Origin of the sequence: Ramlibacter sp. WS9 (assembly GCF_003797765.1) — a bacterium.
Classification (GTDB): Bacteria; Pseudomonadota; Gammaproteobacteria; order Burkholderiales; family Burkholderiaceae_C; genus Ramlibacter.
In genome coordinates, this window is the sequence record NZ_RKMB01000021.1 from 79,956 (window position 1) to 100,651 (window position 20,696).

Consider the following 20,696-nt stretch of genomic DNA (forward strand, 5'->3'; position numbering starts at 1 on the left):
CGTGGCGAGATGTGCCCCGAGGCCTCATGTCCACCCAACTTGTTCCAAATGCCGAACGCCAGTCCTTTCCAACGAATTGCATTGAATCTAGCATGGACCTCATGGATCTATCAACAACAAACGACACCGCCGTCAACGTGCGCGTGACCGAGCCGCAGCCCGGCGCCGTGTGGGTTACGGTCGACCGCGCCCAGAAACACAATGCCCTCGCCCGCCCTGTGCTCGCGCAGCTCGCAGCCGCCGTGCGTGCAGCCGGCGCTCGCGAAGACGTGCGCTACATCGTCGTCACCGGCGCCGGGGACAAATACTTCGCCGCCGGCGGCGACCTGCACGACCTCGCCAACGTGCGCGACGAAGCCGCCGTGATGGCGATGATGGAAGAAGCCGGCGCCGCGCTGGACGCCATTCGCAACTGCCCGGTGCCGGTCATCGCATTTCTGAACGGCGACGCCATCGGTGGCGGTGCGGAATTGGCTCTCGCCTGCGATATGCGCCTGCAATCCAGGCACGCGCGCATCGGCTATATCCAGGCGAAGCTCGGCATCACTTCCGCCTGGGGCGGCGGTCCCGACCTGTTCCAGCTCATCGGCCGCGCACATGCGATGCGGATGATGTCGCGCTGCGAACTGGTAGCGGCCGAACAGGCGCTCGCCTGGGGACTCGCGGACGCCGTGATCGCCGATGGCGCGCAAGGCGCGGACTTCGCCGCCTTTACCAAGCCGCTGAACGCCTGCCCGCCGCAAGTGCTGCGCGGCATCAAGGCGCAGGCCATCGCGGCGCGCCAGGGCGCGGGCTGGAAAGCCCACCGCGCCGTCGAACAGAAACACCTGGTCCAGACCTGGTTGCACGACGACCACTGGGCCCTTGCCGACAAGCTCCTCTCCAAAGGTTCGTGATGAACGCACGTGATCCCTCCTCCACTTCCTTCGCCCCGCGCCTGCCGGCCGAGCCTGAACTGGGCCCCATCAGCCGCACCGGCATCCCGGTGCCCACGAGTGTCGACGCGAGCGCCGTGAACACGGGCAACATTGGGAAGCCCGGCGAATACCCGTTCACCCGCGGCATCTTCCCGGACGGCTACCAAGGGCGCCTCTGGACCATCCGCCAGTACTCCGGCTTCGGCACCGCGGAGGAATCGAACGAACGCTACAAGTTCCTGCTCGACCAGGGCCAGACCGGCCTGTCGGTGGCGCTGGACTTGCCGACGCAATGCGGGTTCGATCCGACGCACCCAATGGCCCGGCCCGAGATCGGCAAAGTGGGCGTGTCGCTTTCGAACCTGAGCGAAGCCGAGATCCTGTTCGAGGACCTGGACCTGTCGAAGATCTCGACCTCGTTCACGATCAACGGCACCGCGGCCATCATCTACGCGATGTACCTGGCAGTCGCCGACAAACAGGGCGTACCGCGAAACAAGCTGACGGGCACGATCCAGAACGACATCCTGAAGGAGTACGTGGCGCGCGGCACGTGGATCTTCCCGGTGCGGCCCTCGATGCGGCTCATCGCCGATTCGATTCTCTATTCCAACGACGTCACTCCTCGCTTCAATCCAATCAGCATCGCCGGCGCACACGTTCGCGACGCGGGCTGCACCGCCGCGGAAGAGATGGCGTACACGCTGGCCAACGGACTTGCCTATGTCGACGAACTTCAACGGCGCGGCGGCGATGTGGAGAAGTTCGCCAAACGGCTGTCGTTCTTCTTCTACGTGCACATGGACTTCTTCGACGAGATCGCGAAGTTCCGCGCCGGCCGCCGCCTCTGGGCCAAGCTCATGAAGGAACGCTACGGCGTGAAGGATCCGAAAGCTCAGCACTTCCGTTTCGGTGTGGTGTGCGGCGGCTCCTCGTTGGTCGCCCCCCAGCCTTACAACAACGCGGTTCGCGTTGCGGTGGAAACGATGGCAGCGGTTTTCGGCGGCGCGCAATCGATCTTCACCTGCGCCTTCGACGAGGCGTTCCAGATTCCGACCGAGTTCTCGGCGGAATTGGCGGTGCGCACGCAGCAGATGATCGCCTACGAAAGCGGCATCGGCCGCACGGTTGATCCCCTGGGCGGCAGCTACTTCCTGGAGCAGCACACCGACCGGATGGAGGAAATGATCACCAAGGTGATGGACGAGATCGACGCATACGGCGGCGTGGTGCCGGCCATCGAAGACGGCTGGATCCAGCTGCGGCTGGCCGAGCGCGGCCTGGAGCGCAAGCTAGACACCGACTCCGGCAAGAACGTGATCGTCGGGCAGAACCACTTCAAGAAGGAAGGCGAGAAGATCGGCGTGGGCGACGTCTTCAAGCTTGACCCGACCGTCGCGCAGCGCGCGCTCGAGAAGTTCCAGCGCACTCTGGACACGCGCAATCAGGCGGGCGTCGATGCATCGCTGGGCAAGCTCGCAGCAGCGGCGGCGAAGGACAGCGAGAACGTCATGCCTTATCTGGTCGACTGCTGCCACGCGTATGCCACCGTCGGCGAGATGGTTGCGTGCCTGAAGAAGGAATGGGGCGAATTCAAGGAGCCGGTGAATCTATGAATGCAGTCAAAGAAGCACGGCCGCTGGCCGGCAAGCGCATCCTGGTGGGAAAGCCAGGGCTGGATGGCCACGACATTGGCGCCAAGATCGTCGCCCTTGCGTTGCGCGATGCGGGTGCCGAAGTGATCTACACCGGCCTGCGCCGCAGTCCCGGACAGATTGCGCAAGTCGCGGTCGATGAGGGCGTCGACGCGGTGGGCCTGTCGATCTTGTCGGGCAGCCACAAGGAACTGGTCGCGGATGTGCTCGCCGAGCTGCGCGCACAGAACGCCGGCGACGTGAAAGTGTTCGTCGGCGGAACGATCCCCGGCGACGACCACGCGATGCTCAAGGAGATGGGAGTGGCAGCTGTATTCACCGCCGACATGCCGTTGGACACTGTGGTCGCTCAGCTGGCTGCGAGCCTGGGATGAGCGGCCCACTGGCGGGCATCCGCATCATCGAAGTCGGCCACATGCTGGCCGGGCCGTATTGCGGCCTGTTGCTGGCCGACATGGGCGCCGAGGTCATCAAGATCGAGCCGCCCGAGGGCGACATCGGCCGCAAGGTCAGCCCTCATTTCATCGGCCCGCACAATGCCTATTTCGCCAGCCTGAATCGCAACAAGAAGAGCGTGGTGGTCGACCTGGCGAGCGCCAACGGCAAGCGCGATCTCCATGACCTTGCCGCAAACTCGCATGCGCTCATCACCAACCTGCGCCCCTCGGCCATCAAGAAGCTCGGACTGACCTACGAGGGCCTGAAGCACTGCAACAGCAAGCTCGTGTGCGTCGCGCTCACCGGCTATGGCTTGCATGGTCCCTACTCCGAGAGTCCAGCGTACGACTATGTGATTCAGGCGCTGACCGGCGTGATGTCGCTGACCGGTGACCCCGGGGCGCCACCGACCAAGACAGGCTACTCCGCCGTTGACAACTCGGCCGGGATCATGGCCGCGATGGCGTTGCTCGCCAAGATCGTCGAAGGCCGCGGGGGCCAGGTCGATGTGGCAATGTACGACGTGATGCTGTCACAGTTGAACTACCTCGCGGGCGCCTCGCTCAACGCGGGTGAGGTGATGGAGCGGATGGCCAACTCCTCGCACCCGTACATGGTCCCGGCGCAAATCTTCGCCACCGCCGAGGGTTGGCTCACGCTGTTCATCACCCATGACAAGTTCTGGCAGGTGTTCTGCAAGGAGATCAATCGGCCGGAGTGGATCACCGATCCGGTGTACGCCACCCTCGAGAGCCGGCGCGCGAATCGCACGCAGGTGCTTGCGTCAATTTCCGAAGTGCTGCAGGAATTTCCCGCATCGCAGTGGGTGAAGCGCCTCGCGCCGCTCGGCGTGGTCGCCGCCGAAGTCGGCACCATGGCCGACGCGCTCGAAAGCGGGCAAGCGAAGGCGCGCGGCATGATCGTGCCTCTGGGCGATGGGCGACAGTCGCTTCGCGCCGTCGGCAGCGCCGTGAAATTCGATGGATTCGAGCCGGCCTATGGCATGCCACCGCTGCTGGACGAGCACCGCGATCTCGTACTGGGGAAGGCAACGGCGTGACGCATGCGAAGGTTCCGCTGGACCGCCACGCGCTGGGCCGGCGCCTGACCCAGCTGGCAAACGCGAGCGCTTCGGACGGCTTGACCGCGCAGCATACAGAAGCGCCGCCGGCGCATGCCCGCCGCATCGGCCTGACCGGCCCGCCCGGCGCCGGCAAGAGCACGCTGGCCGGTCACCTGGCACTGCATCGCATGCCTGGCAAGCGCTTAGGCGTGCTGGCCATCGACCCGAGCAGCCCGCGCACCGGTGGCGCAGTCCTGGGCGACCGCATCCGCATGGACGAACTGGCGGGGAGCAGCGAGTTGTACATCCGTTCCATCGGCTCGCGCTCGGCCCATGACGGTCTTGCGGACAACTTGCCCGAGATGCTCGACACGATGGACGAATTCGGCTTCGATGAGGTACTGCTGGAGACGGTGGGCGTGGGTCAGGCCGAGTACGCCGCGCGCGCGCAGGTCGACACGCTGATACTGGTTTTGCTACCCGAGAGCGGCGACATCGTGCAAGCCATGAAGGCCGGCATCATGGAAATGGCCGACATTTTCGTGGTGAATAAATCCGACCTGTCCGGCGCGCAGAAGATGGCGACCGACATCCAGCGCATCGCTGCGCTCGGACGCCGGCCCGAAGGCGAATGGCGACCGCCCGTGCTGCTCGTCACGTCATCGCGGGCCGACACCGTATCTGCGCTTTCATCGAGCATCGACCGGCACCAGGCGTGGCTGGCGGATGCGGGCAAGCGCGCCCCGCTGATGCAGTCACGCGCGCGTTACCGGCTGAGGCGCCTCATCGAAAGGCGCGCCGGCGACGCGGTGAACGCGCTCGATGCGCAACAGTTGGCGGCGCCGCTGGAACTGCAATTGAGCGAGGTGCTGCGATCCATGGCCAGGCCCTTCCTAACCGGCCCGCAGCAGCTCGCAACCGTGCCGGCCCGGGACGACTAACGGGCAGCGTTCAACCTATCGATGGCTCGGCGACAGCCTGCGCAGGCTGTCGCGCACCACAAGTCGCGTTGTAAGTTCAGACTCGGCAGGAGATTCGGCATCTTCTATCAGCTCCACGATGCGTCTTGCTGCACGCACCCCGATCTCCACGGTCGGAACATGAACGGTCGTAAGCCGAGGCTCCACCAAATTGGCCAATTCGACGTCGTCTGATCCCGTCACAGACAGATCGTCGGGGACCCGCAGCCCGCGGTCCCGACACTCGCCCATGGCCCCAACCGCCTGGATGTCGTTGCCGCAGATGAGCGCTGTGGGCAGCACCTTGCCGGCCATCAAATTGCGCACAGCCTGCCGGCCCCCATCGAAGGTGAAGGGCTGCTCCTCCATCCACTCAGGACGCAGTTCCAGACCGGCGGCTTTGAGCGCTGCCCGAGTGCCGGCGATTCGGGCCCGCACCCGCTCGTTGCCCTGTGCCACGCCACTGCACAGCGCTATGCGCGTGTGCCCGTACTGCGCGACCAGGCTGGCCATTTCGTACGCGGCGTCGTAGTAGGAGAACCCAACACAGTCCCGGGTCCCCCGCTCGTCGGTCGACCAGGTCATCACATAAGGCAAGCGGTATTGCCGGGCCAGATCGAACACGGCGTCGGCGTGATCGGTGCCGACGAGCACGATGCCATCGACACCGCGTTCGAGGATCGCCCGCAGGACCTCGGCCTCGCGTTCCGGCTTGTACTCGTGGCTCGCCACTAGCAGTTGGTAGCCAATGGTCCAAAGTGTGCGCTGCAAGGATTGAATCGATACCGCGAAGATCGGATTGTCCAGAGTGGGGTAGACGGCTGCGACAGTTCTGGTTCTGCGGGAAGCCAGCGCCTGGGCCGCCCCATTTCGCACGTAACCCAATTGCTCCACAGCGCGCTGCACCTTTTCCAACGTGACCGGCTTGACCTGGTCCGGAATCGAAAGCGCTCGCGAAGCACTCCCCAACGAAACGCCGGCGAGGCGCGCGACATCTTCCAGTGTGGGGCGGGAATCTACGGGCATTGGCAACAGTTGATGGTCATGCAAAGCGCCGGGACATCGTATCTCAGGGTAAATCCCCATCATTCACACAAGCAACGCCAGCACAATTGAAGCGCTTCAATTCACTAATTTTGTTTTTCTAGTTTATCACCAATGGAAGTATTTATGAAACGCTTCACAAGCAGTTCCGATTTATCGTGCTTCAAACAGGGCCAACAAAACCAATTTGATTCGTTGGCCACATCTTTCGTGGCCTCGCCGCTCGGACTCGAGCCGAACTAAACGCCCACTCGTTAAGGAGACCCAGATGCTCAGGCTTCTCAGGATTTCCGCTGTAGCGCTCGGCGCTGCAGCGATTGGTCTAGGGACGGCGCACGCAGCGGACGTGAAGATCGGCGCGCTCTACCCCTTCAGCGGCGGCTTGGCGCAGCTCGGTGACGAGAGCTTCCGCGGCCTGCAGATTGCCGTGGAAGAAAGGAATGCCGCTGGCGGCATCAACGGCAACAAGATCGTGCTCGTGAAGGCGGACGCCGCCGACGCCGAACAGGCAGCGATCGGAGCTCAACACCTCATCTCGACGGAAAAGGTGGCTGCCGTGTTCGGCAGCTATGCGTCCGGCATCTCACTGGCGGCGACACAGGTGACCGACCCGGCGGGCGTGCCCTACTTCGAGCTGGGCGCGGTGGCCGACACCGTCACCGGCCGGGGATTCAGGCATGTTTTCAGGAGCAACCCCACGGCCAGGAACTTTGCCGAGCGCACCATCGAGGCTGTCGTCAAGGTGGTCGCACCAGGGCTGAAGGTTGACCCGAAGACTTTGAAACTGGCCATCATCTACGAAGACGGCCCGTACGGCACCCTCGTGGGCGGCTACCAGAAAGAAGAGGCAAAGCGACTGGGGCTCACCGTGGTCGAGAGCCAGTCGTATTCTGCAAAGAGCCTGGATCTGGCCTCGCTCGTCCAGCGGCTGAAAGGCGCCGGCGCAGACATTGTCTTGCAGACGTCGTACAAGAACGACACGATCCTTTTCTTTCGCCAGGCGGCCACGGCTGGATTCAAACCCAAGGCCTTCATCGGCGCCGGCGGCGGGTACTCGCTCAATGACACCGCGAGTGCTCTGGGCACGGCCATGGAGGGCGTCTTCAACGTCGACTTCCCCCAAGCGACGATGGGCGAAGCCGGCGCTCCCGGCCTGCGTAGCTTCGTGATCTCGTATGTACGGCAGTACTTCATGGCTCCGCGCTCGGGACATAGCCTTGTGAACTACGTTGGAGCCAAGGCGTTTCTGGACATCCTGGCAAACGCAAAATCCGCTGACAAGGAAAAGATTCGGGAGGCTGTGCTGGCTTACAAGAAAGCACCGGGCACCACGGCGACCGGATGGGGTTTCCAGTTTTCGGAGACCGGGCAGAATCAGTTGGCTACGGCGAATCTGATGCAATGGCAAAGGGGCAACCCAGTCACGATCTATCCCGCCTCTGTTGCAACCGGCAAACCCATCACTCGCCGTTAACGTGAACGCCTGCGCCGGCCTGAAGCACTCGCAGCGAAATGCTACTCGGCCCGTATGCCCGCGTCGCGAACCACCTTCCCCCACTTGTCGATGTCGCTCACGAGGAAGTCGCGCAGTGACTCCGGCGTGCCACCGCCCGGTTGGACGCCATGATTCGCAAGTTTCTGGCGCACGTCGGCCATGGCCAGGATCTTCACCAGCTCCGCATTCAACCGATCGATGACGGGCTTCGGCGTGCGGGCCGGCGCGAAAACACCGAACCATGCGGTGACGTCGAAGCCCGGCAGTCCCGATTCGGCCACTGTCGGCACGTTCGGGAGTTCCGGGCTGCGCGCCTTGCCCGTCACCGCCAGCGCGCGGAGCTTGCCGCTCTCGATGTGCTGTGACACGGAAGGGATCGTCGAGAAATACAACTGCACGTGGCCGCCCAACAAGTCGTTCACCGCAGGGCCGCCGCCCTTGTAATTGATGCTCGTCATCTGGATGCCGGCCATGCGGTTGAAGAGCTCCCCCGCGAGGTGCGCGGTGGTCCCGGTTCCCGAGTTCGCGTAGCTCAGGGGCTTCTTCGAGGTGCCCAGTGCAATCAGCTCCTGCACATTCTTCGCCGCCAATCCCGGATGCACGACGAGCACGAGTGGCAACGTGCCCACCATCACGACGGGCGCGAAGTCCCTGACAGTGTCGAAGGGCAGCTTTTGCAGGCTGGGGTTGATCGGGAACGACGTGATCGGCATCACCAGCGTGTAGCCGTCCGCCGGTGCGTTGGCCACGTGCTGCACGCCCAGGTTGCCCGAAGCGCCCGGCCGGTTGTCCACGATGACCGGCTGGCCGAGCGCAGTGGAGAGCTTTTCGGCGAGCACACGGGCCGTGAAGTCCGTGCCGCCGCCCGCGGCCACAGGCACAACGATCTTGATCGGCTTCGTCGGCCAGTCCGCCTGGGACCACGCGCTCGGGGAACACGAGAAGCCGGTTGCGGCCAGAAGGGCGACGAGTTGGCGACGATGGATCATGGGGTACTCTCCTTGATCATGCATAGTGCATTCTTTTGATGGACAAACGAAAACCTTGCATTGAGCCGCATGCGGCTCAGGCAGGCTTCAACAGCGTGTAGCCGGACTCGATGTGCTTGCGCATGGCCAGCACAGCGGTCGAAGCATCCCCTTCGGCGAATGCCTGCAGGATGTCGTCGTGCTCCGCGATGGCGTCCTGGCCACGTCCTGCGACCGCATTGATCAGGTCGAAGGGATAGCGCGCCCACAGGATCTGCACGAAGTGCAGCGTTTGGGGCATCGCCGCGATGTCGTACATGCGGCGGTGAAAGCGGTAATTGATGCCTCGCGCCGTCGCACGGTCGCCCTTTTTGAAAGCGGCCTCGAACTCGCTGGCGAGCGCACGGAGCTCTTCGATGTCCTTGGAGCTCGCCTTGTCCACAGCGCCCCGCACCAGTTGGGCCTCGAGCATCAGGCGGAGCTGAAGGATCTCGGCAGAGGCGGTGGGATCGAACGGAACCACCCGGGCGCCCCGGTACGAGTCGTTGGCCACGTAGCCCTCGGCCTCCAGCAACTTCAGCGCTTCGCGGACCGGCGTGATGCTGAGACGCAGCTCCTCGGCGATGTCGGCCTGCTTCAGGCGCGAACCGCGAGCGTAGACACCGGAGATGATCCGCTCCCGCAGATAGTCGGCGACCTGTTCTTCCTTCGTGCGGTAGTCCATGCGAATGCATTCTATTCGCCATCCACAGCAGACTCGGCCGTGATGCGCAAAGCGCGCTCGACCACGGGTTTGTCGATCATCTTGCCGTCCACGGACGTGGCCGCGCCACGACTGAGTTCGAAAGCCGCGAGCACGCGTTGCGCCCAACCGACTTCGGCTTCACTCGGCCTGAAAGCTCCGTTCACTGCCGGCACCTGGCGCGGATGGATACAGAGCTTGCCGCCGAAGCCCAACTGCCGCGAACGCAGGGCGTCGGCCTGCATCGTGCCTTCGTCGTGAAATTCGACGCCGACACCGTCGACAGGGGGCGCCAGCTGCGCGCGGCAGGACTCCAGAACGAATTGGATGCGGATTCCCGTCATGGCCTCGCCTTCGTCCGCGATACCACTCTCGGCCGCGAAGTCGACGCTGCCGAACGCGAGACGCTCGACGCCGCGGGCCGCGGCGACCTCTCGCAGCGCCAGATAGCCTGCCACTGTTTCCACAAGAGCGATGACGGCGTGCTGAGGCAGCAATTGCGCCAGCCGCGCGAGCGAATGCGGTTCGGCCTTCGGCAACATGACGCGGGCGCCGGGCGCCGCATGCAGCATCACGACGTCTTCCTCGAACCATGGCGTGTCGGCGCCGTTGATGCGAACGACGGCCCGGCCACCATCCCCGAGCCAGGCAGCGACCGCGCTGCGTGCTTGCGCCTTGGCAGCCGGGGCCACGGCGTCTTCGAGATCCATGATGACATCGTGGGCCCCGCTGGCGGCCGCCTTGCTGAAGCGCTCCGGCCGGTCGCCGGGGACGAAGAGGAAGCTGCGGGCGATGCGGCTCATCTGCGCCTCACTCGAAGACGACATCGGCCGAGCTGGTGATCTTGCAGAAGCGCTTCAGGTTGCCCATGGCGCTCTCGTGCTCTTCGGCGGACAACGCACAGCAGCAGTCCTCCAGCACCACGACTTCGTAGTCCCGGTCATGCCCGTCGCGAACGGTGGCCTGCACCACTGCGTTGGTCGATATGCCTGAACAGTAGATGCGCTGGATACCATGGGCGCGCAGGATCGCTTCGAGGCTGGTTGCGTAAAACGGGCTCACGCGGTGCTTGACGATGTCGAAGTCCTGCGGGCTTTGGCCCAATGCGGGGTGAGTCTCGGTGCCCCAGGTGCCCAGCTTGAAGATGCCGTTATTGCGGGCGCCGGAGAAGATCGGCGAATTGGGCGGGCATTCGCGGTAGTCGGGCGAGAAGCCGACCCGCACGAAACCGATGCGCAGCCCGGCCGCGCGCGCCTTGTCGATGGCAAGCCGGGTCTTTTCGATGACGCCGCGGCCGCGAACCTGCTCGCCGTAGGCGGCCTTTCCGTTGGGGCCGTCGGTATGGACCAGGTCGTTCATCATGTCCAGGACGAGGTAGATGGAATTGCTCACAGATGACTTCCTTTGCGTGTTGCGTTCAGGCGATGACTTCGCGCGCTTCGAGATCCGCGCGTTGCGCCGACCCCAGGCCGAGCAGTTCGCCGAATACATATTCTTCATCTTGTCCGAGGGCGGGCGTCAGGCGCCGGATGCCCACGTCGGGCGTCCCACCGAAGCGGCCTGGTGCGCCGACCGCCAGGCGGGGCGGGATGCCCTCTGCGCTCACTTCGACCAGTGCCTCACGGCTGCGCAGGTGCGCATCGTCGGCAATGTCCTGCAAAGTCCAGGAGACGTGCGCACAGAGTCCCGCCTGCTGCAACCGGACAGCCGTTTCGTCGGCGTCGCGGGCCGACAGCCAACCTGCGACCATCTGGTCTACTGCCGCGGCGAGACGCACGCGGCCAGCGGCCTTGGCGAACCGTGGGTCCGTATCGGCCTGTCCCAGCACCCGCAATAAGACGCGCCATTCGTCGTCGTTGCGGACCGCGAGCGTGAGCCAGCGATCGGGCTGGGCCGTGGCATAGACGCCGTGTGGCGACATCGCCAGGTCGGCGTTTCCTGGACGGGCCGGCGTCTGGCCGACACTCGCGAGCACCAGCGCGTCGCCGACCATGGCGGAAGCGACCTCTCGCGCCGCCAGGTCGACGTGCTGGGCGTTGCCGGTGCGGCGCCGCTGGTGCAATGCGGCCATCGTCGCCAGTGCGGCGTGCATGCCGGCGGAGTGATCCATCACATGACGCATTTCCACGGGCGGACCATCGGTGTAGCCGCTCATCCAGCCCAGCCCACCCCAGGCACCGAACAGCGGGGCGTACCCGGCGAAGTGCGAGTCGGGACCCGTCTGCCCGGAGGCGGAGAGAGACAGCAGCACGATGTCGTGCTTCGCTTCGCGCATTTCATCGAACCCCAGGCCGAGCCGCTTCATCACGCCCGGGCGGAAGCTCTCCGCCGCAATGTCGGAGACGGCCACCAAACGCTTGGCGAGCGCCACTGCCTCGGGCTGCTTCAGGTTCAACCGGACCGACAGCTTGTTGGCCGACACCTGGTCGAACGTGGCCGCCTGCATCCGGCCGTACACCGCGTGCGGCTTGCGGAAAGCATCCGGCCGTGTGCGGCTTTCGATCTTGATGCACTCCGCGCCCAACTGGGACAGCAGGTGCGTGCAGTAAGGGCCCGCCGCATGGATCGTGAAGTCCGCGATGCGGACACCGGCCAGGGGGGACTGTTGACGGCTCATTGATTGCTTTCCCGGGCCATCTCGTTCAGCGGGGGCACCCGCCCGGCACGGGCCAGCGGCGAGCAATGGAACTGGAAGGGTGCCAGCAGCACTTCGGCCATCGTGCCGCTCTCCAGCTTCACCGGGCTGAAGAGGCCGCGTGCCCGCTCGTGCTCGCCGCGGGCGACTTCGGCCGGCGAACGGTATTTTGCGACGGGCACTCCTAGCTCCTGAGCGCGCCGGACGATGTCGTCGGCATCGTGCCGGGCCATCCATTCGCGTACGTGGGCATTGATCTCGTCGCCCCGGCGGCTGCGTTCGAGGGGGTCTTGCAGGCCCGCGTCGTCCGCCCAGGCAGGGCGGCCCAGCAACTCCACCAGTCCGCTCCACTGCCGGTCTTCCAGCGTCAACAGCTCGATGTAGCCGTCGCGCACCTTGAACACACCGCCGTAGCGGAAACGGCGCATCGTGCGGTGCTCGAGCGAGCCATCGCCCAGGCGTTGCAGCGCAAACGCGCCGACGGACAACGCGGCGTCCTGCACCGAGACGTCCACGTATTGGCCTCCGCATTGCGGCACCGCCCACCAGGCGGAGAGCGCGCAGAGCGCCGCGCTCACACCGCCCTGGTAGCCGGCGAAGTGGCCATATATCTTCAGCGGCGCGCGCTCGGGGAACATCTCGTTGGACAAGCCGTTGGGTAGCAGATAGCCCTCGCCGCCCGCGTGTAGCAGGTTCACTTCCTCGCCGTTCCAGGCCGCCTTCGACCCCGTGGCGCCGAAGGGAAGCACGCTGACGTGCACGAGCTGCGGAAACCGCGCGCCCAGCGTCCCGGCGTCGAAACCCTGGGCCGCGCGATCGGCGACCGGCGTGTCCTCGATGAGGATATCCGCCAGGTCGAGCTCCCGGTCCAGGATCGCACGCCCGGCGGCAGATGCCGGATCGCAGACCAGGCTGCGCTTGCCGGCGGCCAGGTAAACGAAGAGTGCGCTTTCGCCCGTATCGGCGAGCAGCGGCGGCGCTTCCCGCAGCGGCGAGCCGCCGGGGGGTTCGAGCATGACGACCTCCGCGCCCATCGCGGCCAGGAGGCGGCCCGCATAGGCTGCCGCCACGGTTCGCGAACGCTCCAGGACGCGGCAACCGGCGAGCGGCGCCGAGAGTCCTGTTTTCGAGTCGGGTGCGTGCATGGTCCCCTCGCCTTCTGCGCGTCGGTTCAGCGGATCACCGGCAGTTCGAGGTCGACGCCCGAACCGTCGATGAAAGCCGGCAGCTTGACGTCGCGGGAGGGCAGCGCCACGGTGGCGATGCCGGGGGTGGTGACTTCGCCACGCTGGTTTTCCGCGGCGATCTCGATGTCCACCAGCGCGATGTTGTCCTTGACGTACTTTCGAATGACCTTGCCCTTGCAGAACGTCGTGTCGCCGACGATGTTGAAGCGGCGCATTTCCGTGCGGACACGCTTGAGGACACCGGCGTCACCCATCCAGTTGGTGATGAGCGTGCACATCCACGAAGAGCGCTGCGGACCGTAGTCATACGTGCCGGGCACGCCGACTTCCTTCGCCACGGACTCGCGGTGGTGGCCGATGCCGGTGTATTCCACGCCGCCGCCTGCTTCCGGGTTGCGGAAGAAATGGCCCGGATGCTTCACCGCCGCCTGCAGCACCACGCCGTGAGTGTGGCCGCGGCCGCAACCCACCAGGAAACCCATGGTGTCCATCAGCGACAGCGGACCGCGCGCGATGGTCGGCAGCTCTTCACCGATCTCGACTTCTTCCCAGTAGCGCACGTTGGCGCCGCGAATGTTCTTGGGCTCGTCCAGCACGATCTGGTCGATGCGGTCGTGCTCCTCGTTGGTGTACTGGTATTGCTCGATTTCCTTGTACTTGCCGGTGTCGCGCGCGGCCTTGCGCTCATGGCGCGTGCAGGTTCCGAGGCCACGGGCAACGAGTTCGCCGCGCTGGTTGTAGTAGCAAGCTTCGACGTACTGCAACACCAGGCGGCCGGAGAACTTGCTTTGCTTTTCTTCCACGCCGACGACGCGCTCGATGGCGGAAATGCGGTCACCCGGGCGGACGTGGCGGAACAGTTCCCAGTCGTTGCCGGCGTAGAAGCCGTGCACGCCGGACAAGCCCCAGCGCGTGCGGCCGAGCCAGCCGAAGGCCATGGGAAACATCGGGTGGCCGACGATCGAGCCATAGCGGGTCTGCGCGCCGTAGCCCACATCGCGGTACAGCGGGTTCAGGTCGCCGATGCCGTTGCACCAGTTGCGAAGCGTGTCGGCCGAGGCATCCTGCAGGTAGGGGCCCTCGGGGCGCAGGTGCAGCCCGATCATGGCGCGGGCCGCGGCCACCGCCTCGTCGGTGATGAGGCCTTCGGCGGGGCGATTCTTGTCCACTTCGGTTTCGGGGGCGGTCATGACGGTGCTCATTCGGTTCTCCTGTTGCTGATGAATTGGGGTTTGGATAATATTTAATGCAGAATGCATTCTTTTTGGAAAGATGTCAACGCCTTCCGGCGGGCGCCGGACGGGTGTTACCTAATCGACGCGGATTTCTGCGGCCTTGATGGTTGCGCCCCACTTCTGGCGCTCGTCCTTGACGAATGCATCCAGCTGAGCCGGGCCCATGAAAAGGGGCTCCACGCCTGTTTCCAGCAGCTTGCGGCGCAGTTCGGGCTGCTGCAGCGCGCGCTGGACGTGCTGCGCGAATTTCTGCGTGACTTCGGGCGGCGTGCCGCGTGGAGCAAACAATGCATCCCAGGCCACGACGTCGAACCCGGTCACGCCCTGCTCGGCAACCGACTTGACGCCGGGCAGCATCTCGCTGCCTTTGAGCGACGTGATGCCGACCGCCTTCAGCTTGCCGCTGGCGATGTGCGGCCGGGCCGCTGTGACGGTGTCGATCACCAAGGGAATCTGGCCACCAAGGACATCCGTCATCGACTGCGCCGAAGCCTTGTACTTCACGCTGAAGAGCGGCGCCTGGGCGGACTTGACGAACTGTGCAAACACCACGCTCGCGGTGGTGCTGGGCAGGCCCACGTTCAGCGTGTTGGGCTTGGCCCTGGCGCGCGAGATCAGCTCGGCGATGCCGTTGGTGGGCAGGTCGGCCGCCGTGGTGCAGATCACCATCGGCAGCAGGCCCACCATCGCGACCCCATCGAAGTCCGTTGCCGGGTTGTAACCCAGGTTCGGATAGAGGAACTCGTTCGCCGCATTGGTGGCGTTGGTGCCGAACAGGAAGGTGTAGCCGTCGGCGGGTGCCTTCGCGACCGCGGCAGCGCCGATGTTGCCGCCAGCACCGGCGCGGTTCTCGATCACGACGGGCTGGTTCAGGGTCTTGGCGACTTCCTGGCCCACCAGGCGCATCAGCACGTCGGCGCCCTGGCCGGCGGCATAAGGGACGATCACACGAATCGGGCGATCGGGCCATGTGGTTTGCGCGAACGCATTCATGGGCATCGCGACGCCGCAGGCGGCCATCGCGGTGCCCGCCTGCAAGATGCGGCGGCGGGTGAGTTGAGGGTTCATGCGGAATCCTTTTGATTGGCGAGCGCCAAGCCGGCGCGTGGCCAGCGCGCCGCGAACAGCTGGCCGTAGCCGGACAGGGTGATGAAGGCCGTGCGGCGGTCGGCACCGCCGAAACAGATGTTGGTGCAGTACCCCTCGGGCGCGGCGTGGAACTCGAGCAGGTCGCCGGCTGGCGAGAACACATGGATCCCGCCATTGACGAGCGTAGCCACACAGACGTTGCCGCCCTCTTCCACCGCGAGCGAGTCGAAGCGCTGGAAGCCGGGCAACCCATGAACCAGCTTGCCGCCGTTCGGCGACGGCCACGGCGCAAGGCCGAGTCTTCCCGGCCCTTCGACCGGATAGGACCACAGGCGGCCGGTTTCCGTTTCGGTCACGTACAGCGTGCGGCCATCGGGCGACAGGCCGATGCCGTTGGGCGTCAGGAACGGATGCGCGGCCCGGCGAATGAAGCTGCCGTCCGTGCGGGCGTAGTACACGGCGCCGCGCAGGATGCGGTCTTCGAACGTCTTGCCGAAGTCGCTGAACCAGAAGCCGCCGCCGGCGTCGAACACGATGTCGTTGGGGCCATGCAGCGGTACACCATCGCAGTGCGTGTAGAGCTGTTCCACCGCGCCCGTCGTGAGGTTGACGCGCTGGATGGCTCCTCCTGCGTAGTCGGCGGCTGCGCCGGTGGGCCGTGTGAAGCCATCGTCGCTGCGCCAGCTGAAGCCGCCGTTGTTGCAGACGTAGCAGTGGCCGTCCGGGCCCAGCGCGGCGCCGTTGGGCCCGCCGCCTACTTGGGCCACGACCTCGACATCACCGTTGCGAGAGATGCGTGTGAGCGTTGCGCCCGCGATCTCCGTCAGCAAGACACTGCCGTCAGGCAACGCGACCGGCCCTTCGGGAAAACGCAGGCCCGTTGCGATAACCTGCCCGTCCAGTTTCAATTGCTTCATGTCGGCTCCTCGTCAAGCGGCAACGACGGCGGATGGGTCTCGCCGCGCACCGAGGTACGCGTCGATCGCCTGCTGCCGCCCTTCGCGGCTGCGCAGTGCCGCCGCGTCGAGCTCGCCCACGATGTGCCCGTGGCGCATCACCCATGCCCGTGCGGCAAGTTTCGCGGCCGTGTGGAAACTCTGCTCCACCAGCAGGGCGGACAGCTTCTGCTCCTTCTGGATCAGAGCCAGGCGTTCATAGACGCGCGCGACCAGCAACGGGGCGAGTCCAAGCGAGGGTTCGTCCAGCAGCAGCAGGCGCGGCCCGGACATCAGGCCGCGGCCGATGGCCAGCATCTGCTGCTCGCCGCCGCTCAGCAGGCCTGCCGGTGACTTCAACCGATTGGCAATTTCCGGGAAGAATTCCAGCACCATGGCACGGCGCCGCGCACGCGTCGGCCCATCGACGAAGTAGGAGCCCAGCGTGAGGTTCTCGGCAACGGTGAGGTCGGTCACGATCGCGCGCCCTTCCGGCACGTAGACCAACCCTGCCTTGAAGCGCTGGGCGACCGACAGGCCGGAGACATCCTGGCCATCGAAGCGAACGGTGCCCTTGGCCGGCTCGAGGCCCGCGATGGCGCGCAGCGTGCTGGACTTGCCCGCGCCGTTGGCGCCCAGCAGCGCGGCCACAGTGCCGCTTTCCACCGCGAGAGAAACGCCATGCACGACGGGACCTGCGCCATAGCGGACGGTGAGGCCATCGACCTGCAGCAGGTCCGTCGTCGAATTACGCATCCTCGTCGTCTCCCAGGTAGACCCGCACGACTTCGGGGTTGGCGCGCACTTGCTCCGGGTTGCCCGACGCGAGCAGGCGGCCCACATTGAGCACGTGGATCGTGTCGCAGACTTCCATGATGAGGTCCATGTCGTGCTCGACGACGACCAGCACCAGCTGCGGCGACCGCAGCTTCTTGAGCGCCACGGCCAGATCGTGCGTTTCCACCGAGTTCAGCCCCGCCGCCGGCTCGTCGAGCAGCAAGACGCGAGGTGAGCCGGCGATGGCGCGGGCAATCTCGGCCAGGCGCAGCGTGCCGGGCGGCAACTGCGTCGGGGACGCGTCCGCCACGTGGCCGATCCCCAGTTTGGAGAGTGCCGCGAACGCGAGTGCCCGGTTCCGGCCGTGCTCGGTGCGTCCGCGTGCCAACGGCAGGAAGGCATCCAGCCAGCCCGACACCGACTGCCGGTCCAGCCCGATCATCACGTTCTCCACGACGCTCAGCTCGGGGCACAGCGCCACGTGCTGGAAGCTGCGCGAAAAGCCGAGGGCCGCGCGGCCCGTGGGCGGGATGCCGTCGATGCGAACGTCGCCGAAACGGATGCCGCCGTGCTGCGGGGTGTAGAGCCCGGTAAGGCAATTGAAGAAGCTGGTCTTGCCGGCGCCGTTGGGCCCGATCAGGCCGGTGATCTCGCCGGGCTGCAGGTGCAATGCGACCTCGTGCAGCACCTTGTTGCCGCCGAACGAAAGCGACAGGTTCTCCACGACCAGTGGGGACGCGTCCAGAACCGCGCTCATGTGCCGCCCCCTTCCAGGCGCGCACGCACGGCAGGCGGCAGCGCGTTGACGCCGAGCACCACCGCGAGCAGCGCACCGCCGTAGAGGATCGGCACCCAGTTGCCGGCACCCGCGAGCACCAGCGGCATCAAGGTGAGAAACAGGCCGCCGATCACGCTGCCCAAGATCGACAGCGAGTAGAGGCTGACGACCGAACCCACCAGCAGGAAGATGGACGTCCAGAGCGTGAAGCTGTTCGGCGAAACCGTGGACGAACTGAACGACAGCAACGCACCCGCGATGGCCGCGATGCCCGCGCTCAGGGCCATGCACGACAGGCGCGCCCAGCTCCTGCGGATGCCGAACGACTCCGCCGCATGCGCCGACGTGCGAATCAGCAGCAGCGCCATGGCCTGGCGCGAACGGCGGAAGTTCCTGAGCAACAAGACCACCGCCCCCAGGCCGAGCAACGGCAGGTAGTAGCGTTGCAGCGATTTCGGCACACCCGGCAGCGCGTCGAGCTTGACGTAGAGTCCCTCATAGCCACCGGAGATGCTGGAGAAGTGCAACAGCACTTCGGGCAGCGCCAGCGCGAGCGCCATCGTCGCGACCGCGAGGTAGATGCCGGCCAGCTGGCGCGAGGGGAAGGCGAACACGGCGCCCAGCAAGGCGCCGACAACCGCAGCGACAGGGAGGGCCGCCAGCACCGACACGCCGAAGTACTTTTCCATCAGCGCCACCGTGTAGGCCCCGGCGGCCACGAACACGCCGTGGCCGATGGACACTTCGCCGCCGTAGCGCACGAGAAAGCTCACCGAGATGATGGCGATGGCGTTGGCAAAGCACAGTCCGAGCGTGAACGTCCAGTAGCCGCCCGCCAGCAGCGGCAACACCAGAAGAATGCCGATGCCGAGCGCCGTGACGACGCCGGCGACCGGCCGGCGCGCGACCGGCGTGGCGGCGGCGCCGGCTTGCGCCAGGTCCGCCGGAGTTGCCAAGGGAATGCTAGACACGGGCACCTCCGCGGATGGCGAGAACGCCCTTGGGGAACAGGTTCAGGACCAGCAGGATGATGATCAGCTGGTAAGTGTTGTTGAATTCCGCAGCTACGTAGAACGACAGCATGTTCATCAGCACGCCGATGAGGATGCCGCCGAGCACCGCGCCCGGCAGGCTGCTGAAACCTCCGACCACAGCCGCGGCGAAGGCCTGCAGCATGAATGACGCCACGCTGGTGGACGACAGGAACGTGGTGGGCACGATCAGCAGCGCGGCGATCAGGCCGAGCAGGCCGGCGACGACGAACGAAAACAAATGAACGTTGCGCAGGTTGAGCCCGCATACGCGGCTCGCGAAGGGGTTGGCCGATACCGCGCGGAAGGCAATGCCGATTCGCGTCCGCTCGATCAGCAACCACAGCAGGCCGATCGCGGTGCCGGTCACCACCAGCACAGCCACGTCGTACGAGGTCACGCGAACCGGTCCGAGCTGGAGTTTCCAGGCGGGCAGCGGCAGCTCCATGGAAACGACGTTGGAGCCGAACACGATCTGCGTCACCCCCTGCGCGATCAGCCCGATACCGAGCGTGGCGATGGTGCTGGTGAGATCCGACTTGAAGACCAGTGGCGCGATCAGCAGGTAGCTCACCGCCATGACGGCGACCATGATCGCCAGCGTGAGCATCACCGCTACGCCCCACGCCATGTTGCCGAAGACGCCGGCGGTGAAGCCGAACACCAGGAACGCCGAGAGGCCGGCGAGGTTGCCGTGCGCGAAGTTCACCACGTTCGAACTCTTGTAGATCAGCACGATACCGATCGCGCCCATCGCATACAGGCAGCCGCTGATGACGCCGGACCAGGCAAGGCCGATGAAGTCGCCCATGGCCTTCAGTCCTTGCCGGCGGGCGCGGGCGCCGGGCCGATGTTGCGATCGACCATTTCGATCACGGCCGGAAAGTAGCGGCCGCTGAAGCCGTTGCCCACCGTCGATTCGTAATAGCGCTGCGACAGCTTGGTGACGTGCGTAGCGACACCGGTCTGCTCGGCCAGTTCGAGCACGTAGCTGAGGTCCTTCAGCACGTATTCCGGAGGAAACGACTTCTGCGGAAACTCGCGCGGCAGCATCGCCTTGCGGCCATGATTGCGCAGCACGAAGCTGTCGCCCGAACCCTTGGATACCGCGTCGAGCAGCGTGGCCGGCTGAACCCCCGCACGTTCGCCGAGGACCATCATCTCCGCCAGCGCCACGGTGTTCTCGAACACGAGCGCGTTGTTGATCAGCTTAACCACCTGGCCGCAGCCCACTTCGCCGCATCGGGTGACGTCCGAGCCCATGTAATTCAGCAGCGGTTCGATCTTTGCGAACAATGCCTCGTCGGCGCCCACCATGATGCTGAGCTCGCCGCGCTGCGCTGCTTCGCGCGTGCGGGCCACGGGTGCGTCGGCAAATGCGACATTGCGCGCGCGCAAACGTTCGGCCACCGCTCTCGCGGACGCGACGGTCGTCGTGCTCAAGTCGACCACGATCCAGGGCCGCCTCTCTTCGCTGGTCAGCCCCTCGGCGCCCAGGCAGACGCGTTCGACCTGCGGGCCGCCCGGTAACGACAGGAAGACGATGTCGGCGCGAGCGGCAATTTGGGCGACCGAGCCCGCGCGGGTCGCCTTGGTGCCGCCGAGCGCGGCGTCGAAGGCCGCGGCGTTCATGTCGAATGCCATCACCTCGCCTTCGTGCCTGAGCGCCACGTTGCGGCACATGGCGCCGCCCATCACGCCCAGGCCGATGAACCCGATCACGGGGGCTGTGTGCATGTTCATGTCGG

The 20,696-nt window shown here is 65.6% G+C and carries 21 protein-coding genes; 6 read left to right on the top strand and 15 right to left on the bottom strand.

The window, feature by feature from the left end:
* Nucleotides 1-26 precede the first annotated feature (26 nt).
* Genes EEB15_RS24770 through EEB15_RS24790 form a run of 5 tightly spaced genes read left to right on the top strand, consistent with a single transcriptional unit; the run spans nucleotide 27 to nucleotide 5,014 of the window.
* Nucleotides 27-896: an enoyl-CoA hydratase/isomerase family protein gene (locus EEB15_RS24770; protein ID WP_233259605.1), complete on the top strand. Its 870-nt coding sequence runs from the start codon at nucleotides 27-29 to the stop codon at nucleotides 894-896.
* Nucleotides 896-2,533, top strand: coding sequence for a methylmalonyl-CoA mutase (locus tag EEB15_RS24775; protein WP_141512627.1), 1,638 nt, complete (start codon nucleotides 896-898; stop codon nucleotides 2,531-2,533). The genes EEB15_RS24770 and EEB15_RS24775 overlap by 1 nt, the downstream gene beginning before the upstream one ends.
* Nucleotides 2,530-2,946, top strand: a complete 417-nt coding sequence (locus EEB15_RS24780; RefSeq protein ID WP_141512628.1) for a cobalamin B12-binding domain-containing protein — start codon at nucleotides 2,530-2,532, stop codon at nucleotides 2,944-2,946. The genes EEB15_RS24775 and EEB15_RS24780 overlap by 4 nt, the downstream gene beginning before the upstream one ends.
* A complete protein-coding gene (locus EEB15_RS24785) occupies nucleotides 2,943-4,070 on the top strand; it encodes a CaiB/BaiF CoA-transferase family protein (RefSeq protein ID WP_141512629.1) in 1,128 nt (375 codons plus the stop codon). The genes EEB15_RS24780 and EEB15_RS24785 overlap by 4 nt, the downstream gene beginning before the upstream one ends.
* The gene (locus tag EEB15_RS24790; RefSeq protein WP_141512630.1) at nucleotides 4,067-5,014 is read left to right on the top strand and encodes an ArgK/MeaB family GTPase; all 948 of its coding nucleotides are present in this window, start codon (nucleotides 4,067-4,069) and stop codon (nucleotides 5,012-5,014) included. The genes EEB15_RS24785 and EEB15_RS24790 overlap by 4 nt, the downstream gene beginning before the upstream one ends.
* Nucleotides 5,015-5,029: 15 nt before the next feature.
* On the opposite strand, the gene EEB15_RS24795 is transcribed toward EEB15_RS24790, so the two are convergent.
* The gene (locus tag EEB15_RS24795) at nucleotides 5,030-6,058 is read right to left on the bottom strand and encodes a LacI family DNA-binding transcriptional regulator (RefSeq protein WP_141512631.1); all 1,029 of its coding nucleotides are present in this window, start codon (nucleotides 6,056-6,058) and stop codon (nucleotides 5,030-5,032) included.
* Nucleotides 6,059-6,263: 205 nt separating this feature from the next.
* Here EEB15_RS24795 and EEB15_RS24800 point away from each other — a divergent pair, with 205 nt between their 5' ends.
* On the top strand, nucleotides 6,264-7,550 hold the full coding sequence (locus tag EEB15_RS24800) for an ABC transporter substrate-binding protein (RefSeq protein WP_370283870.1): 1,287 nt from the start codon (nucleotides 6,264-6,266) through the stop codon (nucleotides 7,548-7,550).
* Between the two features lie 41 nt (nucleotides 7,551-7,591).
* Here EEB15_RS24800 and EEB15_RS24805 read toward each other — a convergent pair whose 3' ends face one another.
* From EEB15_RS24805 to EEB15_RS24870, 14 genes are all read right to left on the bottom strand, one after another.
* A complete protein-coding gene (locus tag EEB15_RS24805; RefSeq protein WP_141512633.1) occupies nucleotides 7,592-8,560 on the bottom strand; it encodes a tripartite tricarboxylate transporter substrate binding protein in 969 nt (322 codons plus the stop codon).
* 76 nt (nucleotides 8,561-8,636) lie between these two features.
* Complete coding sequence (locus EEB15_RS24810; protein WP_141512634.1) at nucleotides 8,637-9,263, bottom strand: GntR family transcriptional regulator; 627 nt, start codon at nucleotides 9,261-9,263, stop codon at nucleotides 8,637-8,639.
* 11 nt (nucleotides 9,264-9,274) lie between these two features.
* On the bottom strand, nucleotides 9,275-10,084 hold the full coding sequence (locus tag EEB15_RS24815; protein ID WP_141512657.1) for a CoA ester lyase: 810 nt from the start codon (nucleotides 10,082-10,084) through the stop codon (nucleotides 9,275-9,277).
* A 7-nt stretch (nucleotides 10,085-10,091) separates the two neighbouring features.
* Entirely contained in the window at nucleotides 10,092-10,673 is a 582-nt protein-coding gene (locus EEB15_RS24820) for a cysteine hydrolase (RefSeq protein ID WP_141512635.1), read from the bottom strand.
* 25 nt (nucleotides 10,674-10,698) lie between these two features.
* Complete coding sequence (locus EEB15_RS24825) at nucleotides 10,699-11,898, bottom strand: CaiB/BaiF CoA-transferase family protein (protein WP_141512636.1); 1,200 nt, start codon at nucleotides 11,896-11,898, stop codon at nucleotides 10,699-10,701.
* On the bottom strand, nucleotides 11,895-13,061 hold the full coding sequence (locus tag EEB15_RS24830; protein ID WP_141512637.1) for a CoA transferase: 1,167 nt from the start codon (nucleotides 13,059-13,061) through the stop codon (nucleotides 11,895-11,897). The genes EEB15_RS24825 and EEB15_RS24830 overlap by 4 nt, the downstream gene beginning before the upstream one ends.
* Nucleotides 13,062-13,087: 26 nt before the next feature.
* Nucleotides 13,088-14,305: a MaoC family dehydratase N-terminal domain-containing protein gene (locus EEB15_RS24835; protein WP_233259606.1), complete on the bottom strand. Its 1,218-nt coding sequence runs from the start codon at nucleotides 14,303-14,305 to the stop codon at nucleotides 13,088-13,090.
* Nucleotides 14,306-14,413: 108 nt separating this feature from the next.
* Nucleotides 14,414-15,406, bottom strand: a complete 993-nt coding sequence (locus EEB15_RS24840; protein WP_199236625.1) for a tripartite tricarboxylate transporter substrate binding protein — start codon at nucleotides 15,404-15,406, stop codon at nucleotides 14,414-14,416.
* A complete protein-coding gene (locus EEB15_RS24845) occupies nucleotides 15,403-16,344 on the bottom strand; it encodes an SMP-30/gluconolactonase/LRE family protein (protein ID WP_199236626.1) in 942 nt (313 codons plus the stop codon). Before EEB15_RS24845 ends, EEB15_RS24840 begins: the two co-directional genes overlap by 4 nt.
* 12 nt (nucleotides 16,345-16,356) lie before the next feature.
* Nucleotides 16,357-17,118, bottom strand: a complete 762-nt coding sequence (locus EEB15_RS24850; protein ID WP_141512638.1) for an ABC transporter ATP-binding protein — start codon at nucleotides 17,116-17,118, stop codon at nucleotides 16,357-16,359.
* Nucleotides 17,111-17,896: an ABC transporter ATP-binding protein gene (locus tag EEB15_RS24855; RefSeq protein WP_141512639.1), complete on the bottom strand. Its 786-nt coding sequence runs from the start codon at nucleotides 17,894-17,896 to the stop codon at nucleotides 17,111-17,113. Before EEB15_RS24855 ends, EEB15_RS24850 begins: the two co-directional genes overlap by 8 nt.
* Nucleotides 17,893-18,888, bottom strand: a complete 996-nt coding sequence (locus EEB15_RS24860; protein ID WP_233259607.1) for a branched-chain amino acid ABC transporter permease — start codon at nucleotides 18,886-18,888, stop codon at nucleotides 17,893-17,895. The genes EEB15_RS24855 and EEB15_RS24860 overlap by 4 nt, the downstream gene beginning before the upstream one ends.
* Nucleotides 18,881-19,759: a branched-chain amino acid ABC transporter permease gene (locus tag EEB15_RS24865; protein ID WP_141512641.1), complete on the bottom strand. Its 879-nt coding sequence runs from the start codon at nucleotides 19,757-19,759 to the stop codon at nucleotides 18,881-18,883. Before EEB15_RS24865 ends, EEB15_RS24860 begins: the two co-directional genes overlap by 8 nt.
* A gap of 5 nt (nucleotides 19,760-19,764) precedes the next feature.
* Nucleotides 19,765-20,691: an NAD(P)-dependent oxidoreductase gene (locus EEB15_RS24870; protein WP_233259608.1), complete on the bottom strand. Its 927-nt coding sequence runs from the start codon at nucleotides 20,689-20,691 to the stop codon at nucleotides 19,765-19,767.
* Between the last annotated feature and the right edge of the window lie 5 nt (nucleotides 20,692-20,696).

What these genes read in the sequence shown, in the direction of transcription:
- EEB15_RS24855 (WP_141512639.1), bottom strand. Translation starts at nt 17,896, where the DNA reads ATGAGCGCGGTTCTGGACGCGTCCCCACTGGTCGTGGAGAACCTGTCG.
- EEB15_RS24835 (WP_233259606.1), bottom strand. Translation starts at nt 14,305, where the DNA reads ATGAGCACCGTCATGACCGCCCCCGAAACCGAAGTGGACAAGAATCGC.
- EEB15_RS24775 (WP_141512627.1), top strand. Translation starts at nt 896, where the DNA reads ATGAACGCACGTGATCCCTCCTCCACTTCCTTCGCCCCGCGCCTGCCG.
- EEB15_RS24785 (WP_141512629.1), top strand. Translation starts at nt 2,943, where the DNA reads ATGAGCGGCCCACTGGCGGGCATCCGCATCATCGAAGTCGGCCACATG.
- EEB15_RS24845 (WP_199236626.1), bottom strand. Translation starts at nt 16,344, where the DNA reads ATGAAGCAATTGAAACTGGACGGGCAGGTTATCGCAACGGGCCTGCGT.
- EEB15_RS24810 (WP_141512634.1), bottom strand. Translation starts at nt 9,263, where the DNA reads ATGGACTACCGCACGAAGGAAGAACAGGTCGCCGACTATCTGCGGGAG.
- EEB15_RS24865 (WP_141512641.1), bottom strand. Translation starts at nt 19,759, where the DNA reads ATGGGCGACTTCATCGGCCTTGCCTGGTCCGGCGTCATCAGCGGCTGC.
- EEB15_RS24825 (WP_141512636.1), bottom strand. Translation starts at nt 11,898, where the DNA reads ATGAGCCGTCAACAGTCCCCCCTGGCCGGTGTCCGCATCGCGGACTTC.
- EEB15_RS24795 (WP_141512631.1), bottom strand. Translation starts at nt 6,058, where the DNA reads ATGCCCGTAGATTCCCGCCCCACACTGGAAGATGTCGCGCGCCTCGCC.
- EEB15_RS24770 (WP_233259605.1), top strand. Translation starts at nt 27, where the DNA reads ATGTCCACCCAACTTGTTCCAAATGCCGAACGCCAGTCCTTTCCAACG.
- EEB15_RS24850 (WP_141512638.1), bottom strand. Translation starts at nt 17,118, where the DNA reads ATGCGTAATTCGACGACGGACCTGCTGCAGGTCGATGGCCTCACCGTC.
- EEB15_RS24780 (WP_141512628.1), top strand. Translation starts at nt 2,530, where the DNA reads ATGAATGCAGTCAAAGAAGCACGGCCGCTGGCCGGCAAGCGCATCCTG.
- EEB15_RS24830 (WP_141512637.1), bottom strand. Translation starts at nt 13,061, where the DNA reads ATGCACGCACCCGACTCGAAAACAGGACTCTCGGCGCCGCTCGCCGGT.
- EEB15_RS24870 (WP_233259608.1), bottom strand. Translation starts at nt 20,691, where the DNA reads ATGAACATGCACACAGCCCCCGTGATCGGGTTCATCGGCCTGGGCGTG.
- EEB15_RS24815 (WP_141512657.1), bottom strand. Translation starts at nt 10,084, where the DNA reads ATGAGCCGCATCGCCCGCAGCTTCCTCTTCGTCCCCGGCGACCGGCCG.
- EEB15_RS24805 (WP_141512633.1), bottom strand. Translation starts at nt 8,560, where the DNA reads ATGATCCATCGTCGCCAACTCGTCGCCCTTCTGGCCGCAACCGGCTTC.
- EEB15_RS24840 (WP_199236625.1), bottom strand. Translation starts at nt 15,406, where the DNA reads ATGAACCCTCAACTCACCCGCCGCCGCATCTTGCAGGCGGGCACCGCG.